Annotated in this window: 15 protein-coding genes and 2 pseudogenes; 1 reads left to right on the top strand and 16 read right to left on the bottom strand. The window is 60.0% G+C overall.

Annotation, left to right across the window (positions count from 1 at the left end):
• Position 1: 1 nt before the first annotated feature.
• The 9 genes and pseudogenes from AC0L7P_RS05395 to crcB all read right to left on the bottom strand — a co-directional run bounded on the left by AC0L7P_RS05395 (position 2) and on the right by crcB (position 10285).
• A complete protein-coding gene (locus AC0L7P_RS05395; protein WP_473434800.1) occupies positions 2 to 997 on the bottom strand; it encodes a phosphatase PAP2 family protein in 996 nt (331 codons plus the stop codon).
• A 28-nt stretch (positions 998 to 1025) separates the two neighbouring features.
• Entirely contained in the window at positions 1026 to 2720 is a 1695-nt protein-coding gene (locus AC0L7P_RS05390; RefSeq protein ID WP_473434799.1) for an AfsR/SARP family transcriptional regulator, read from the bottom strand.
• A gap of 727 nt (positions 2721 to 3447) precedes the next feature.
• A pseudogene (locus tag AC0L7P_RS05385) lies at positions 3448 to 4232 on the bottom strand (amino acid ABC transporter ATP-binding protein).
• A 15-nt stretch (positions 4233 to 4247) separates the two neighbouring features.
• Positions 4248 to 5546 carry an amino acid ABC transporter permease gene (locus AC0L7P_RS05380; protein WP_473434798.1) on the bottom strand — a complete coding sequence of 433 codons (1299 nt, stop codon included), beginning with the start codon at positions 5544 to 5546 and terminating at the stop codon, positions 4248 to 4250.
• Between the two features lie 27 nt (positions 5547 to 5573).
• On the bottom strand, positions 5574 to 6788 hold the full coding sequence (locus AC0L7P_RS05375; protein WP_473434797.1) for an amino acid ABC transporter permease: 1215 nt from the start codon (positions 6786 to 6788) through the stop codon (positions 5574 to 5576).
• A gap of 116 nt (positions 6789 to 6904) precedes the next feature.
• The gene (locus AC0L7P_RS05370; protein ID WP_473434796.1) at positions 6905 to 7924 is read right to left on the bottom strand and encodes an amino acid ABC transporter substrate-binding protein; all 1020 of its coding nucleotides are present in this window, start codon (positions 7922 to 7924) and stop codon (positions 6905 to 6907) included.
• Between the two features lie 202 nt (positions 7925 to 8126).
• Positions 8127 to 8862 (bottom strand): annotated as a pseudogene (locus AC0L7P_RS05365) (ATP12 family chaperone protein).
• Positions 8863 to 8864: 2 nt separating this feature from the next.
• Positions 8865 to 9908: an RluA family pseudouridine synthase gene (locus AC0L7P_RS05360; RefSeq protein WP_473434795.1), complete on the bottom strand. Its 1044-nt coding sequence runs from the start codon at positions 9906 to 9908 to the stop codon at positions 8865 to 8867.
• Entirely contained in the window at positions 9905 to 10285 is a 381-nt protein-coding gene (gene crcB / locus AC0L7P_RS05355; protein WP_473434794.1) for a fluoride efflux transporter CrcB, read from the bottom strand. The genes AC0L7P_RS05360 and crcB overlap by 4 nt, the downstream gene beginning before the upstream one ends.
• Positions 10286 to 10422: 137 nt before the next feature.
• Here crcB and AC0L7P_RS05350 point away from each other — a divergent pair, with 137 nt between their 5' ends.
• On the top strand, positions 10423 to 11751 hold the full coding sequence (locus tag AC0L7P_RS05350) for a replication-associated recombination protein A (RefSeq protein ID WP_473434793.1): 1329 nt from the start codon (positions 10423 to 10425) through the stop codon (positions 11749 to 11751).
• Positions 11752 to 11761: 10 nt separating this feature from the next.
• On the opposite strand, the gene AC0L7P_RS05345 is transcribed toward AC0L7P_RS05350, so the two are convergent.
• Genes AC0L7P_RS05345 through AC0L7P_RS05315 form a run of 7 tightly spaced genes read right to left on the bottom strand, consistent with a single transcriptional unit; the run spans position 11762 to position 17367 of the window.
• Positions 11762 to 12910 carry a CaiB/BaiF CoA transferase family protein gene (locus AC0L7P_RS05345; protein WP_473434792.1) on the bottom strand — a complete coding sequence of 383 codons (1149 nt, stop codon included), beginning with the start codon at positions 12908 to 12910 and terminating at the stop codon, positions 11762 to 11764.
• Complete coding sequence (locus tag AC0L7P_RS05340; protein WP_473434791.1) at positions 12907 to 13923, bottom strand: CaiB/BaiF CoA transferase family protein; 1017 nt, start codon at positions 13921 to 13923, stop codon at positions 12907 to 12909. The genes AC0L7P_RS05345 and AC0L7P_RS05340 overlap by 4 nt, the downstream gene beginning before the upstream one ends.
• Positions 13914 to 14078, bottom strand: coding sequence for a CoA transferase (locus tag AC0L7P_RS05335; RefSeq protein WP_473434790.1), 165 nt, complete (start codon positions 14076 to 14078; stop codon positions 13914 to 13916). Before AC0L7P_RS05335 ends, AC0L7P_RS05340 begins: the two co-directional genes overlap by 10 nt.
• A gap of 14 nt (positions 14079 to 14092) precedes the next feature.
• Positions 14093 to 14875, bottom strand: a complete 783-nt coding sequence (locus tag AC0L7P_RS05330; RefSeq protein ID WP_473435405.1) for an IclR family transcriptional regulator — start codon at positions 14873 to 14875, stop codon at positions 14093 to 14095.
• A 22-nt stretch (positions 14876 to 14897) separates the two neighbouring features.
• A complete protein-coding gene (locus tag AC0L7P_RS05325) occupies positions 14898 to 15662 on the bottom strand; it encodes an enoyl-CoA hydratase/isomerase family protein (protein ID WP_473434789.1) in 765 nt (254 codons plus the stop codon).
• Positions 15663 to 15670: 8 nt separating this feature from the next.
• Positions 15671 to 16951, bottom strand: coding sequence for a TRAP transporter large permease (locus AC0L7P_RS05320; protein ID WP_473434788.1), 1281 nt, complete (start codon positions 16949 to 16951; stop codon positions 15671 to 15673).
• On the bottom strand, positions 16948 to 17367 hold the full coding sequence (locus AC0L7P_RS05315; protein WP_473435404.1) for a TRAP transporter small permease: 420 nt from the start codon (positions 17365 to 17367) through the stop codon (positions 16948 to 16950). The genes AC0L7P_RS05320 and AC0L7P_RS05315 overlap by 4 nt, the downstream gene beginning before the upstream one ends.
• Positions 17368 to 17369: the final 2 nt, after the last annotated feature.

Genomic DNA, 17369 nt, shown 5'->3' with positions numbered 1-17369 from the left:
GTTATCCCCTCCACTCTTCGGACGTTCGGATCATCTGTTCCTCGACCACCCGTTCCAGAACAGGCAGAAACAACTGTGCCAGTTGAAAACCGGCCCTCGTATCGGCAGGGAAATGCACGCCAGCCCACTCCCGATTGTGGGCAATCCGCATGGCCCGACGAAACAGTTCGGGGTTGCCCGGATGTTCCGGCACGGCGCGCGCGAAAATCTGCGCGATGGCCATGGATTGAAACGCGTGATTGCTGGGATAGGAATAATGGGCCGGATTGGCAAGAAAGGGCCGCATGGAAGGTTCCAGCATGTTGGGCCGGATCGCCTTCCACCGATCCTTGTAGCGCATCCCGACCTCTTCGCAGATCTGCGCCACAACGACCATCAGGCGCATGGTTTCGCCAAACCCGCTGGCGCCATTGATCCCCAGAGGGGCAAGATAGCCGGACAGTTCCAGATCGCGCTCATTGAGGATTTCTTCGCGCCGCCCCTGTTCATCGGCGGTTTGCAGGCGGGTTTGCAGATCGAGAAGAACCGGGATTTCGGCGCGCAGGTCGTTGCGGGTGGGTGGCGGTGAAACCGGCAGATTCACCCAATCCGCGCGCAGATCGTGCAATTTTTCGCGTTCTTCCCAAGGGGCGAGGATGTTGTAAACCGCCGCATCGTCGGCGTTGCCCCGGTTGCCGCGATTTCCCCTGTTACCACGGTTGCCCCTGTTACCACGGTTGCCGCGATTGCCCCTGTTCCCCCGGTTTCCACGATTGCCACGGTTGCCACGGTTCAGCGCCCCCTGAAACGACAGCCCCGACAGGGCCGCACTGACCGACAGCGCCGAAACCGATCCCATCATCTGTGCCCCCGGCCCGGTCGGTGACCAGCCCTGTTGGCTGGGTTGCAATGCGACATCACCGTCGCCCGGCGTTGCGCTCAGTTCGATCGTGTCGGCCCGCACGCTCAGCGCCCAGTCCTGCAGGATCGACAGGTCGAATCCCCCTCGTGTGCTCATGATCTTCCCTCTCCCTCGGAATTTTTGTTCAGGTCAGCCCGGCCAGAATCAACCCCCGCCGCAGGGTGTCGCCCGGGGCGTCATCAACCATTTTTATCAAGCCCTGCGTTTTGCGCCCGGCTGTAAAGGTCGGGTCCAGCGTCAGGATGCGTTCCGCCATCGCCTCGGCCTCGGCCCGCCGGCCCAACAGGCCAAGGCCGGCGGTGACATAGCGCAGAGCCGAGGAAAATTCAGGTTTGCGCGCAAGGGCGCGGCGGCCAAAGCGGATCGCATTGTCAAAATCGCCCTCGGCGTGGGACACCATCGAAAGCGTGGTGTCATAGGCATAGCGCAGGGGGCTGAACCGCCCCAGCGCAACCGCCCGTTCGGCCGCATGGCGCGCCTTGGCCCGTTCCCCCTGCGTGTGCCAGAACAGCGCCAGATGATCCCAGGCCAACGCCTGCGCCGGGGCCACCTCGACCGCGCGGGTCAAAAGATCGGCGGCCAGTTCATTGTCATCAGTCAGATAAAACAGCGCATAGCCCGCCGTGGTCAGATAAAGCCCGTTGAAGGCCCCGCGCGACAGCCCCTCGCGGGCCAGATCGGCGGTGTCACTTTGGGGGCCAACCGCCCGCCCCCAGCTTTCGCCAACGCGAAACGTATCCAGATAGGACAACAGGCCCAGATGCACCGGATCATGGGTTTCATCCCAGGCGCCGCGCAGCAGGGCATCGGCCCGGGCCATGGTTTCGGGCGACAGGCTGAACATCATGTTCAGGGATTGATAGGGCGCCTGCGCCGCCGTCGCCGACGGATCAACCCCGGGCAGGATGGACATCGCCAGTTGTTCGATCGCGCGGGAAACGAATTCGGCCATCCGGGGATGATAGATGTTCAGCATCCCGGTGTTTTCACATTCCAGCCGCTGATTCCACAGTGATCGGAGCGTCGCTGTCTCGATCACCTTGAGCGTCAGATGCACGCCGTCCCCCAAGGGCCGCACATGAAGTTGCAACAGGTGGGCCGGTCCGGGGCCAGGCGGATCGCCATAGTGGCGGCTGGCACCGTCGCGATGGTCATAGATATCGGTGCCACACATGGCCTGCGCCTCGGCACCGATGAAATCCAGCACCTCGTCGCAACTTTGTTCGACGTTCGCGGTCAACCCGTCGCCAACCACCGTCAGCAGCCCAAGTCCGGGCCTGAGCGGCGGCGGTATCGGCGGCGGCAAGATCAACGTGGCGGCGGGGGCGTCATCGACAAAATCGGCCCAGGCGCTGCGCTCAACGCGCAACCAGTCTTCGAAACTGTCGCGCCCTTCGCCGCCGATATCCATCCCTTCCAGCAGGTCGAGCGCGCGGTCTGATTTGGGCAGCGGCGCGCGACCGCTTCGGAAAAGAACGGTATCGATCGACAGCCTGTCGCGGTTGAGGGTGATGCTGTGGGGATCGGTCAGCAGGATATCATCGCCAAGAGGCGCCAATTCCCGGCGCAACACCGAAAGAGCGGTGCGAAACGAACCGGCAGCCTGTTTCGGCGCGCGGTCGCCCCAAAACATATCCTGCAAGGCAACCCGCGAGCGGCTGCCCCGATCAGACAGGGCAAGAACCGCAAACAAGGCCTTGCGCACCGCACCACCCGGCGTGCAATCGCGCCCGTCGGTCGTGCGCACACGCAACGGCCCGACAAGTTGCACATGGCCCCTGGGCGCACCCTCTGGCATCCGTTCTGGTTGCGTTGTCAAAACGCCCGTTCCACCCTTGTCTCTCAGGGCCTGCGTTCCGCTCAGACCCTTGAAAACCTTAGCAGGTGTACCATTCGGCGCAAGCGACCAGAGCCCGTGCACCAAGAGACAACTGGCATCCTGCTTATGTGTTGCCACAGCGGCAGGGAGTACCTCGGCAGGATACCAGTTGCCGTTTCCTGGAAACGCAGTCACCAGCCACGCCTTTGTCCGGGAAAACAAAGATTGGCCAATGGGTCGAACCTGCGCCAGGGTTGATATGGCTGCCCGCCCCCTCGGAACGGACAGCCACAACATCGGGAACCGGCCTGAAGGCCGTATCGCCCGGGAAATCGGACGTCCCAACCAAGCAACGTACGGGTCTGATCCGAAACACTGAACAGGCCACACGTCAAACAAGTGCGAGACAGCCAAACAGCCAGCCCCACAGGGTGATCGAAAAAACGCGGGGTTCGGCGATGACCACTGCGGCGGCGATTGGATTTGGAACGGGCCACCGCGATCATCGTTGTTCTTTCCGAGTTACGTCCTTTCGATAAACTGACCTTGCGTCAGCCGCGTTAACGATTCGTCAGCAAATGGGCGCGATATTGGCCCCGTTCGCGAAAAAACCGAATATTCTGGCGAAATTCACAAGGTTTATTTCGCTTTAAGGCGCATCAACACGAAAACGGCGCCGATCCCGGGGACCGGCGCCGTAAAATTCCACCTGTTCGGGAAAGCCCCGTCAGTGCCCCAGAATCTGGCTCAGGAACAATTTGGTCCGGTCTGACTTGGGGTTGTTAAAGAATTCTTCCGGTTCGTTCTGCTCTACGATCTGGCCCTGATCCATGAATATCACGCGGTTCGCAACCTCGCGGGCAAAGCCCATTTCATGGGTCACGCAAAGCATGGTCATGCCTTCTTCGGCCAGTTCGATCATCGTATCCAGAACCTCCTTGATCATCTCGGGGTCAAGGGCCGATGTGGGTTCGTCAAACAGCATGATGCGCGGGCGCATACACAGCGAACGGGCAATCGCCACGCGCTGTTGCTGCCCCCCGAAAGCTGGCCGGGGTATTTATCGGCCTGCTCGGGGATTTTCACCTTTTCAAGGAAATGCATCGCGGTTTCCTCGGCCTCTTTCTTGGGCGTCTTGCGCACCCAGATCGGGGCCAGCGTGCAATTCTCAAGAATCGTCAGATGTGGGAACAGGTTGAAGTGCTGAAAACACATGCCGACCTCGGATCGGATCTTGTCGATGTTCTTCAGATCCGACGACAACACGGTGCCATCCACGGTGATCTTGCCGGCCTGATGTTCCTCAAGCGCGTTGATACAGCGGATCAGCGTGGATTTGCCCGAGCCGGAAGGCCCGCAAATCACGATCCGTTCACCGCGATAGACGGTCAGATCAATATCACGCAGCACGTGAAAGGTGCCGTACCACTTGTTCATGTTGTCGATGGAAATCGCGACTTCGTCGCTGATGGCCATCTTGGCCGACGTGGGGGCGGTTTCGGTCATGGTCATGGCCAGTCCCTTTCCTTAACGGTGATCGGTCTGAAGCTGACGCTCCAACCATTGCGAATATTGCGAAATGCCATAGCAAACGACAAAGAACAGAAGCGCGGCAAAACCGAACAGTTCCCAGTACACACCGTTCCAATCGGTGCTTGCCAGGATCGGACCGCGGATCATGCCCACCAGATCGAACATCGAAATGATCGAAACCAGAGTGGTATCCTTGAACAGACCCACCGCCACGTTGACGATGCCCGGGATCGAGATTTTCAACGCCTGCGGCAGAATAATCAGCCGCATGGATTGCGCATAATCCAGACCCAGACTTTCAGCGCCCTCGTATTGCCCCTTGGGCAGGGCAGCCAGACCACCGCGGATCACCTCGGCGATATAGGCACTGGCGAACATCGTGATCATGATGATCACCCGCACGATCAGGTCAAAATTCGTCCCCGGCGGCAGGAAATAGGCCAGCACGACATTGGCAACGAACAACAGGGTAATCAGCGGCACACCGCGAATGAACTCGATGAACACCACGCAGATGCCCTTGATGATCGGCATATCGCTTTGCCGCCCCAGGGCCAGAACAATGCCCAGCGGCAGGGACAGCGACACACAGACCACGCCAAGGATCAGGTTCAACATGAACCCACCCATATCGCGACTGTCCACCGGTTCGAACGCCAGAACGCCCTGCGCCTCGGCGGTGATGAACCCGCCCAGCCACCACACGATCATGGCAACGATGACACCACCGAAAAACCCAAGCGCGAAAGAGCTTTTTACATATTTTCGATAGGCGAAATACCCGGCAACGAACCCGATCAGCGCCACGATAGGCGTCAGGATCGTCCCGCCCCAGATCAGATAGAAGGCGATGAACGGGTAAAGCCCGGTCAACACCAGCATTTTCTGCGGAAACATCTTGGAAAACAACAGCGGCGCAATGGCGACGAACAACAGCACAAAGGCCAGAGTCGGGCGCCAGTATTCATCTGCGGGATACTTGAACCCGAAGATCAACTGCTGCCAACGATCCGCGATCACCGCAAAACAGCCACCGCTGGCCCCATCCATGATTTCGCGGCATTCCCGGATATCGGACGCATGCCAGACGCCGTTGGTAAACCACGGCACAAGAACCCCAAGCAGCAGATAGACACAGTAAATCGCCGCCACGGTGAGAAGGGCATTGAACCAGCCTGAAAACAGGTTGGTGCGCATCCATTTCACGATCCCTGTCTCAAGCGCCGGGGGCGGCGCCTGCGGGATCACGGTGTCGCGCACAAAGGCGACAGACTGGGCGTGGGTATCACTCATGACAAGTGCTCCTTTGAACCGGCCATATCAACGCTCCCTCAGTTTGACGGAATTGTTATAGGCGTTCATCACCGTCGAAATCAGCAGGCTGATCACCAGATAGAACAACATCAACAGCAGCACCGATTCGATGGCCCGGCCTGTCTGGTTCAGGGTGATGCCCCCCAGGGTTCCGGTCGCGTCCATATATCCGACCGCGATGGCAAGGGACGAGTTTTTGGTGATGTTCAGGTATTGCGACACCAATGGCGGGATGATGACCCGCAGCGCCTGAGGCAGAACAACCAGATTCATGATCCGGTTGGGCCGCAGACCCAGGGCACCGGCCGCCTCTGTCTGACCCTTTGAGATCGCCTGAATACCGGCCCGCACGTTTTCGGCAATGAACGCCCCGGTATAAATCGCCAGCGCAAACCACAGCGCGATAAGCGAGCCGCGAATCTGAAGCCCGCCCTGAAAGTTGAACCCTTTAAGCGCCGGCAATTCCAACCCGATGGGCCGCCCCAGAACGAAGAACACGATCAGCGCAGGCAGAAAGAACAGCGCGACACTGGGCCAGAATGTGGGAATGACCCGCCCTTGGTCATAAAGGGTTTTGGTGGCGTGTTTGCGCAGAAAGACGATCCCCACGAGCGAGGCCACAAAAGCCGCAACCACAAACCAACTGCCCGGCCCCATGATCGGGACCGGAATGTAGATCCCCCGGTTGGTGAAGGCGAAAGCGTTCAGAAACATGGTTGAACTGGGGGTTTCCCCGCGAAACGCACTGGGCGCCGGCAGGCTGACTGTCATGACCGAAAAGATGATCAGGATCCAGATCAGGATCGGAACATTGCGGAACGCTTCGACGTAAACGGCCATGATCTTGCGCACCAGCCAGTTGTTGGACAGGCGCAAGACCCCGGCGATCACGCCGATGATGGTGGCCGAAACACAGGCCAGCACCGCAACGATCAGCGTGTTGAGAATGCCCACGATAGAGGCCCGCAAATGGGTGCTTTGACTGGTGTATTCGATCGGTGTCTGGTTGATGTCATAGCCCGAAGGCATGCCCAGGAAATCAAACGAGATATCCAGCCCCTGCGCCGCAAGGTTGCTGAGCAGATTGGCCCCCAGAAACGCCATGGCGGCGATCAGGATAAGCAGAGCTATGAATTGGAAGGTATAGGAACGATAGCGGGTGTCGCTCAACAGCATGGATAGCCGGAACGAGCCTTGCGGCGGGTCGGTAAGTGCTGACATTTTGCCATCCCTGTGGCTGTCCGGGTTCTGGCGTGGCGGCTTGGCCGCTCTTGGTTCCCGGACCTCTGAAAACGAAGCGGGCGCGGAAATTTTCCACGCCCGCTGTTACTCAGGTCTTAGCGGAACGGTGGCGAATACAGCAGCCCGCCATTTGTCCACTGCGCGTTCAAACCGCGCGCAAGGCCGATCGGTGTGTTCTCACCGATGGTTTTTTCAAAGATTTCGCCATAGTTGCCGTTTGCGGCAATGGCATCACGTGCCCAGGTCGAAGACAACCCGATCATCGCGCCCAGGTCACCTTCGGTGCCAAGCAGACGGTTGGTTTCGGGGCTGTTTCCGGGCGCCGCCGACATATCAGCCACGTTCGCGCTGGTGACACCCAGTTCTTCGGCCGAAATCAGTGCGTTCAGGGTCCAGCGGGCGATGTCGCCCCAATCGTTGTCGCCGTGGCGAACAAGCGGGCCAAGCGGCTCTTTGCTGATGATCTCGGGCAGGATCACATGATCGCCGGGCGCCTCAAAGGTGGCGCGGGTGGCGGCCAGACCGCTGGCGTCGGTGGTATAGGCATCGCAGGCGCCGGCCAGATACTGCTGGATGGCTTCGGCGTTGGTTTCGATCGGCACCGGCTCATAGCTCATGTTGTTCTTGCGGAAGAAATCCGCGAGGTTCAACTCGGTCGTGGTGCCGGTCTGAATGCAGACGGTCGCTCCGTCCAGATCCTTGGCCGAGGTCACACCCAGCGCCTTGGGAACGATAAAGCCCTGACCATCATAGTAGTTGATGCCGACAAAATCGAACTTGAGGTCGGTGTCACGGCTGAAGGTCCATGTGGTATTCCGGGCCAGCAGATCAATTTCGCCCGACGCCAGCGCGGTGAAACGTGTCTTGCCGGTGGTGGGAACGAATTCAACGGCATCCGGGTCGCCCAGCACAGCGGCGGCAACGGCGCGACATACAGCCACATCAAAGCCTTCCCAGCGCCCGTTCGCATCTGGCGCGGCAAAGCCTGCCAGACCGGTGGTAACGCCACAGTTCAGCTTACCGCGCGCCTTCACATCATCCAATGTGGCCGCAGCGGCAGCACCCGCGATCAGGCTGGTGACCGTCAACGCACCGAGAAATACGGTTTTTTTCATTTTTACCTCTTCCTGATTTTCCCGCCTTCTCAACAAAAGCGGTTCATCCGGTCCTCCCTGGACCGTCGTTCGTCTTGATAGAGGCCATCTTATCCAATGGCGCCCCTACAGACACAAGTGTGGCGTCTTTCATCACGAAAGGTCAAGGGTATGATAACAGAAACGGATTAAAAACAGGCAGCTTGCCCGCCGGAATGCCGGGTTACGCAGCGCCGTTTGTCGCGTCAGGGCCGTTGGCCAGGGCCATGAACCGATGCGCATGACGAAAATCGGCCCGCTTTATCGCGGCCTTTTTGTCGGCCTCGTCATCACGTCCCCACTGTCTCGCTTGCCAGTCTTCGTCGAGGCGCGACAGCTCCCATCCTGCATCGGCGGTGATCCGGCCCCGCGCAACCGCAAGGCCCAGAACGAACGATCCCGACAGCCCGACCAGATCGTGAAACGCGGCAATGTCGAAATCGGACATGGGCGTCATGGTTTCGGCCAGCGCCACCAGAACGTCGGGCGCTTGCGCCACGGGCATCACCCCCGACGTAACGGCAAGCGGGGCGCCAAGATCATCGCGCGCCCAATCCAGCAGCGGGTTCCAGCGTTCAGCCTGAAGCGCGATCAGCGAGATCGGGACCGGTCGCGCGATAGCACAGCAGATCGGTGCCGGCGTAATCGGCAATCATCGCGCTGACCTCGGCGCGCTGGGGCGCGACCTTGTCCAGCGCCGCGTTGACACTGCGGGTAAAGGGCATCGACAAGGGGTCGATCCGCTCGGCCTGGGCCTCCCATTCCGCCGCGACCGCGCTGGCCAGTGCCGCGGCAGGCAGAATGACCGGGCGGCGCGCCGGCGTGCGAACGGGCCGCCCGTCAAGATGAATGGCATATCCATCCGCCTCGGTCACGACTGCCGCAGATTTCCAGAACCGCTTTGTGCCCCATTCGGCCATCACTATTCCTCGGCAAACGGATCGGCGGGCACTTCGCCCGGCACCCATTCCAATTGTTCCCAGGTGCGGGCCATATGATCGGGCAAGGGCGCGGTCACCGTCATCGCTGCGCCGGTTACCGGATGCTGAAACGTCAAAGACCGGGCATGCAGGTGCAGTTTGCGGCTGATGTCACCGCCCAGTTGCGCGCCCCAGCCATCCCCCATGTTTTCCTGACCCGACCCGCCATATTTGCCATCACCGATGATCGGATGCCCCATCTCGGCCATATGGGCACGCAACTGGTGGGTGCGCCCTGTCACCGGCACCAGCGCCAACCACGCCGTGCGCCCGCCCAAAGCCGACAAAACGGCATAATCGGTCGTCGCGCGTTTGGCGCCTTCGGTCTTGTCCACCTCGCCGGGGTGAATGCAAAGCATCTTTTCCGCCTCGCCCCGCGCCCCGTGACCGGCCGCCTTGATCAGCCCGTATTTCACCGTTCCCATGCGCGGTTGCGGCACCCCGGCGACAGCGGCCCAATAAATCTTGCGCGTCCCGCGATGGCGCAACGCATCGGTCAGGCCCTTGGCCGCCATCCGGGTGCGCGCCAGCAACAGAACGCCCGACGTGTCTTTGTCAAGCCGATGCACAAGGCGCGGCTTTTCCTCGTGATCGCCCTGAAGCGCAACAGACAGGCCATCAACGTGGCGGGTCTGTTTGCTGCCGCCCTGTGTCGGCAGGCCGGGGGGTTTGTTCAACGCGATGATATGATCATCCTGCCAAATGACCGCCTCGCGCATCATCTGGGCATCGGCCCTGGATACCTTTTCCGAGGTGCGATCAACCGCCGGGCCGCGTTCCTCGGGCAGGGGCGGCACACGCACCGCCTGCCCCACGGCCAACCGGGACGCAGGTTTCACCCGCCCGCTATCGACGCGGATTTCGCCCTTGCGGCACATCTTTTCGATCTGAATCTGGCTGATCTGCGGAAACTTGCGCCGGAACCAGCGATCAAGCCGCTGATCGCCCTCGTCCTCGCCTACGGTCAATGTCTGAACGCCACTCATGCCCAAATTCCCCGTGCCAACATCATTCCCAGAAACAAACCGCCCACGGCCCCGCCAACGGACAATAACACATAAAGCGCGGCACTGCCCGTCTGGCCCCGTTCAATCAGCGTCACTGTCTCCAGCGAGAACGACGAAAACGTGGTAAACCCACCCAGAATGCCGGTCATCACGAAGGGGGCCAGATGGGTCTGGGATTTTTCGGCGGCAAACACTACGAAAACGCCCATGACAAATGACCCGATCAGATTGGCCGTCAGCACCCCCAACGGAAAGCCCAGCCCAAGCCCCGCACGCATAACAGCAACCCCGGTAAGATACCGCCCCGAAGCCCCGATGGCACCCCCGAGGGCGACCTGAAGAAGTGTTGTAATCATGGCCGCTGCATCCTTCGGAACCGGGCAGATGTCAACCGCCACCGATTGCACCCGGCCCGCTCCACAAGGTCGCATCTGACTCAGAACCATGCTAACGAACCACTGTCCTTTGCAGATGAAGATGAACGGAGCGGCGCATGGATCTGTTTGGCGAGTCGGGCGCGACTGAAAACACCTTTGGGGAATCACAAACGCGCCCGCTGGCAGACCTGCTCAGGCCGAAAGCCATCGAAGAGGTCATCGGCCAGGACAAACTATTGTCCGACGATGGCCCCCTTGGGTCGATGTTGGCCGCCGGGCGCGTTTCGTCCCTGATCCTCTGGGGGCCGCCCGGGGTTGGGAAAACCACGATTGCCAGGCTTCTGGCAAAGCGGACTGATCTGCATTTCGTCCAGATCAGCGCAGTCTTCAGCGGTGTGGCCGATCTCAAGAAAGTATTTCAGGCGGCGCGCGATCGCGCTGCAATCGGACAGGGCACATTCCTGTTCATCGATGAGATCCACCGGTTCAACAAGGCCCAGCTTGATTCACTGCTGCCTGTGATGGAAGACGGGACGGTTACCGTCTGCGGTGCCACGACAGAAAACCCATCGTTCAGCGTAAACCGCGCAGTGCTGAGCCGGTGCCAGGTGATGGTGCTGGAACGGCTGGATGAAGCGGCACTTGCAGGCCTGCTGACGCGCACAGAGGCGGAAACGGGCAAACCCCTGCCGCTGACGGATGACGCCAAATCCCTGCTTTGCGCCATGGCAGACGGCGACGGTCGCGCCCTTCTGAATATGGTGGAAAACGTTCTTTCCTGGTCGCAGACCGAAACCTATTCCGCAAAGGAAGTGGCCAGCCGCCTGACCCGTCGTGCGGCGCAGCATGATCGTGCATCGGACGGCCACTATGCAATCGCCAGTGCGATCCAGAAATCGATCAGGGGTTCTGACCCTGAGGCGGCCATTTACTGGGTCAACAGGGCGCTGGAGGGTGGCGAAGACCCGCGTTTCATCCTTCGCCGTCTTACAATGATCGCATGGGAAGACGTGGGGCTGGCAGACCCCGAAGCATCGCGTGTCTGCCTGAGCGCCTGGGATACATTTGAAAGGCTTGGCAGCCCCGAAGGCGATCTGGCCCTGTCACAGGCGGCGCTTTACCTTGCCCTCGCTCCGAAATCGAATGCGGGCTATGTGGCGCACAAGGCCGCGGGCGCCGACGCCAGAAACGCCGGTTCGGTTCCGCCACCTATGCATATCCTGAACGCCCCCACAAAGATGATGCAGGACCTTGGCTATAAGCAGGGCTATCAATACGATCACGATTCCCCGGACGGCTTCTCCGGGCAGAACTTCTTTCCGGATGGTATGAAAAGGCCGCACCATTATCAGCCGGTGGAACGTGGTTTCGAGCGCGAGCTGTCAAAGCGCGTCCGCTATTTTGACAGGCTTCGGCAAGAACGAAACCCCAAGCCGGATCAATAAGGTGCAAGGATTACATGCCGAACTCGTTGCAGATTCTGGCATGATGTTCGTCCAGACGCGGGCCGGCCCTGCCAATTCCCGAACGCGAGCCATCCATCCTGATCGGTGTGTGAAAGGCCTGCAACAGATTGCCATCCCGGGTCGGAATTGCCGATTGGATGTTCAGATTTTGAAATGCGTTTGATCCCATAAGCTCTGACCAGTTCAGGATTTTTGCACACCAGATATTGTCGGCAGACAGTTTTGCCTCCCATTCAGCGGCGCTTGACGTCAACAGCCGCTTTTGCAGGCTGCGTTGTATTTCGTTCTTGTCGGAAAATTGCGCCCCGGGCCGTTCTGCGAATGACAACAACGACGGCATATCAAGGGCCTGGGCCAACACATCAAGCGGCGTCATCGCCAGTGCGAGATAACCGTCGGCGGTTTGGTATACACCATAAGGCGCCGCAAGATACCCATGTGCAGACCCGCTTTCCAGACGCTGTGGCGGGCGTTGGCCATTGTTGCAATAGGTTGTCAGAAACTCGAACTGCAGGTCGATCAGGGATTCCAGCAGGCTTGTCTCGACCAATGCGCCCTTTCCGGTATTCGCGCGCCGGAACAACGCCCCGAGAATACCCTGCGCAAGGTTGGTGCCTGCACTGATATCGGCAATGGGCAACCCCAGAGGGACCGGGCCGTCATCGGCATTCCCGCTCAGCCACATGATGCCAGAGCGTGCTTGCGCCAACAGATCCTGACCGGGCAGCCCGCTCCAGTCGCCATCTGTACCGTACCCCGAGACCGAGCCATAAACGATATCGGGTTTCATCTGTTTCACCGCGTCATATCCAAGGCCGAGCCGATCCATGACGCCCGGTCGGAAATTCTGGATCACGACATCCGCCCGGGACACAAGCAGCCTGGCTTTTGCCAGATCACCGGGCGCTTTCAAATCCAGCGCGATACTTTCCTTGCCACGGTTGATGGCGTGAAAGATCGTGGAATCCTGATCAATCTCGGTGTCCGTCAGATAGTGCCTGCGACAAAGATCACCCCCGGCCGGGTTTTCAACTTTGACAACCCGCGCCCCCATGTCGAGAAGGCGAAGCGATGCATAGGGGCCAGCCAGAAACTGGCTGAAATCGACAATCAGCAGCCCGTCCAGTGGTGCGTTCAAGGGGTGGGGCCTTTTGCTGTCGGTGTTTGCAGATACCGGGCCGTATCAGCCCCCAGCGCCGGTGCCCCTGCCCCATTCACAAGCGCGTTTCCATCCAGCCGGATCGGGCATTTCGTGGTTACGGCGGTTTCTCCCGACCGGGCACGCAGAGTCTGAAGCGGGTCCAGCGCCCTGAATCCATCGGTTGCGACAAACCCCGGCCAATCCAGAACCGGAGCGCACCAGATTCCGGCAGGTTCAAGGATATCCAGCCAATGTTGCGTGGGTTGCGTGGCAAAAACATCTGCGACAATGCGCTTGATCTCATCAAGGTGGGAAAACGCCTGTTCCTGTTCGAACCGGGCCAGTTGCGGCGCATTCAACAGGTCTGCAACCCGGGCCAGCGGTGTCATCGCAAAGGCAAGATACCCGTCCGTCGTCTGGTAAACGCCATAAGGCGCCGGTTGATAGGGATTGGCGTTGCCGATTTCGTGGCGTTTGGGTTGTTGGTGATTGTCGTTCAGAAAACAGGTGAATTGCTCAAACGTCATGTCGATGGCCGATGACATCAGATCAACCTCGACCAACCCGCCCTTGCCGGTGACACCCCGCCGCACGAGACAGGCAAGGATGCCCTGAACAAGGTTTCCGGCGGTGGCGACATCCAGCATGGCAAACCCCGTTGGCACCGGCCCATCGTTCGCATTGCCGTTCAGCCAGGCGATGCCAGATAGGGATTGCACCAACAAATCCTGCCCCGGCTTGCCCACCCATGGCCCGCTGGTGCCATAACCCGATACCGCACCATAGACGATGCCGGGGTTCAATGCCTGCACAACGTCATAGCCAAGGCCGATCCGCTCCATCACGCCGGGGCGAAAGTTGTGGATCATCACATCCGCCGTCGCGATCAACGCGCGCACCGCTGCAAGATCGGCGGCATTCTTCAAATCGGCAGCCACGCTTTTCTTGCCGCGGTTGAAGGTATGAAACACCAGACTTTCGCCATCGAGCCGCTGATCGTTCACCACCATGGACCGGCACAGATCGCCCCCCCGGGGCGTTCGATCTTGATCACCTCGGCGCCAAGATCGCTCAGCCGCAGGGCCGCAACGGGACCGGCAAGGAATTGAGCAAAATCAAGAACGCGCAGCCCCTTCAGGGGAAGATCAAGCGAGGTATCGGGCATTTGGGGCCTGTCCTTTATTGTGTAAGTGCCGTTTCAAACGGGCTGGAACCAATCCGGAACCCCAGGGCGCGGGACAGCTCAAGCGCGGTAAAGCGAATGGTTGAGAGTGTTTCGGCGGCGCTGGCTGACGCGCCAGTCTGTTCGATGAACCCTGATGTGATCGCGGCGGCAACACCCCGGGAATCAAACACCGGCACACACAGGTTGCGCACCCCGTGAATCATCGTGCTGGGCGTATCCTCGAACCCGTTCAACCGGATATGTTCCAGCCGTGCCATCAGGGCCGGGCGATCATCGGCGGGGCAACGTGCAAGATACCGCTCACAGGTTTCAGCGGGCGAGAACGCAAGGATCACATGGCCGGAACTGGTTTGTTCAACGGGAAACAGCGCGCCCGTGCGCACCGAATATCCGGCAGGCAGCGGGCTTTGAACCGAGGTAAGAACCAGAACATTGGTGCGGTTCAATACGCCCAGATGGCACGATTGCCGGGTGCCCGCCGCGATACGTTCCAGCATGGGCAGGGCGGCGCGGATCAACCGTTCGGTCGGATCATGGGTGTGGGACAGTTCAAACAGTTTCAGCGTCAGGGCATAGCGGCTTGTCGCATCGTTTTGCTGCAAATAATCCCGCTCGGCCAGATAGACGACAATGCGGTAAAGCTCGCCCATGGTGCGGCCAAGGGCATCGACGATTTCATTCATCGTCAACCCATCGGGCGAGCGCGCCAAAAGCTCCAGGACGTCCAGCGCCTTTTCGGCGGCGGGTACGGCGGTTTTCTTTTTGTTCCCTCTGATCCATCAGGGGTGTCTTGTTTGCTCACGATCTCGCTCCATCCAATGAAGCCCTGAGCCTAGCCTGTTCAACCTTCGCAAAACAGAGCGACATCAATTCGTTCTCGTTTCTAAGGCCTTGGGCAACCGGCAAATCCATGGCCCCGCGCACGGCGGCCTTGACCGCCTGGGTGGCCACCGGCGAGTGGTCGGCGATTGCAGTGGCGATTTCCCGGGCTTTGGTCAGTTCCTCGCCCGCGTCCACCAACCATTCGATCATGCCGAACCCGGCGGCCTGTTCAGCCGTGAACCGGTCACCGGTCAGCAACAGGCGCATCGCCTGACCATAGCCGCACATGCGGGTCAGATGTTGCGCCGCACCGCCCGCGCCGTTCCAGCCCAGTTGCACCTCGGGGGCCGCAAAAACAGCAGATCGCGCCACAACCCGCAGATCACAGGCCAGCGCAATTTCCAGCCCGCCCCCCAGCGCCCAGCCTTTGACCGCCGCGATGGCCGGTTTGCGCAGGGCCAAAATCGGCGGAATGTAATCGGTCCGATTGCGCCAGGCCCAGAAATCTTCGTATCCCTCCAGTGCCTTGATGTCGGACCCGGCGCAAAATGCCCGTTTTCCGGCCCCTCGAAAAATCACCACATGCACGGCGGCGGTTTCATCCGCCTCGGCACAGCAGGCGGCGATCTGGCGGTACATCTGCGGGGTCAGGGCGTTGTGTTTGGCGGGGCGATCGAGAATGATCTCGCCCACATTGCCATCAACCAGAAACCGCACCTGCCCATCGGGTGTATCAGCCATCTTTCATCTCACTTTATCTGAAGGTTTGGAAGCCAGAGCGACAGTTGCGGTACAAAGGTCAGCACCAGCAACATGCCGAACAGCACAAGGTAGAACGGCACCGACGCCTTGATGAATTTTGCGATCGAAACGCCCGTGATGGCGCAGGTGGTGAACATCAACGTGCCAAGGGGCGGGGTCACGCCTGCAACGGTCAGGTTGAACACCATCACGATTCCGAAATGCACCGGGTCAATCCCCACCTTCAGGATCACCGGCACCAGAATGGGTGTCAGCAGGATGATGGTCGCCGACCCTTCGATGAACATTCCGGCGATGATCAACAGCAGATTGATCAACAGCAGCAACAACAAGGGATTTTCCGTCAGGGCCAGCATCCCTTTGGCCACCGCTGTCGGGATCTGCTCCCACGTCATGTAAAAGCCGAACGCGCTTGCCGCGCAGATGACCAACAGGATGATCGCGGTCGCCTGCATTGTCTGTTCAAGGATCGGCTGGATATGGGCCAGTTTCAGCTCGCCATAGATCAGCCCGACAATCGCCGCGAACAGCACCGCCATGGCGCCCGCCTCGGTGGGGGTAAAAAACCCAAAGCGAATTCCGCCCACAATCCCCACCGGCACCAGCAGTGCAAGGAATGCACCGGAAAACGCACGCCCCCGGTCGCGCCAGCCCATTGGCCGCTCGAACGCTGGTTGCAGGCCAAGGCGGCGCGACTGAACCGCAACCGCCGCCATCATCGCGGCACAGATGGCGATGCCCGGAACGATCCCGGCCAGGAACAGTCGCCCGATCGAAACATCGCCCATAAAGCCGTAAAGCACCAACCCGATGCCGGGTGGAATGATCACCGAAATGATCGACGAGGCCGCCGTCACTGCCGACGAAAACGCCGGGTCATAGCCGCGTTTCGTCATCTCGGGGACAAGAACCTTTGACTGCATCGCAGCATCGGCATTGGCCGACCCTGATACACCGCCAAGCAGCGTGGACAGCAATACGTTGACCTGCGCCAACCCACCTTTCCAATGGCCTGTCATCGCCTCGGCAAAGGTCATCATCCGCGATGTGATGCCCGCGTAGTTCATCACGACACCCGTCATCACGAACAGCGGAACCGCCAAAAGCGGAAAGGAATGGGTGACGGCAACGATGCGCTGCACGAAGATTTCGGGGGGCATGGCGCCGGAAATCAGGAAGAATGACAGCCCGGCCATCCCGATGGCAAAGGCAACGGGAATGCCGATGGCGATTCCGATCAGCAGGATAATGACGGGCGCAAGGGTCACAGCACTTCCTCCACCGGGGCAAGATCACTGTTTGGCAACACCCCCAAAAGGCGCAGCGCCGCGGTGATGGACATGCCCGCAAAGCTGATGACGGTCGCAAGATAGACATAGGTGAACGGTATATTCAGCACCGGAGAAGGGCGCGTCGCCCCCTGCCGCATCATCAAAACGCTGAGATAGGTGACATAGACCAGAAACGCCAAAACCAGCACATCCCCCAGCCGCAGAAGCGCGCGGCGCACCGGTCGCGGCAATATATCGACAAAAAGTGTCACGCGGATATGCAGCCCGTCGCGAAATGCCGTCATCGCCCCGACATAAACGACCCAGGTGAACAGAATGCCCGACAGTTCCGTCGTCCAGACGGCCGGGCGCTCGGTTATATACCGTGTCATGACCCCCCACAGGACAGACATCA

Source organism: Oceaniglobus sp. K40-3 (assembly GCF_055808395.1).
The sequence above is the reverse complement of the archived record's forward strand: the minus strand, read 5'-3'. Positions and strand labels throughout refer to the sequence as shown.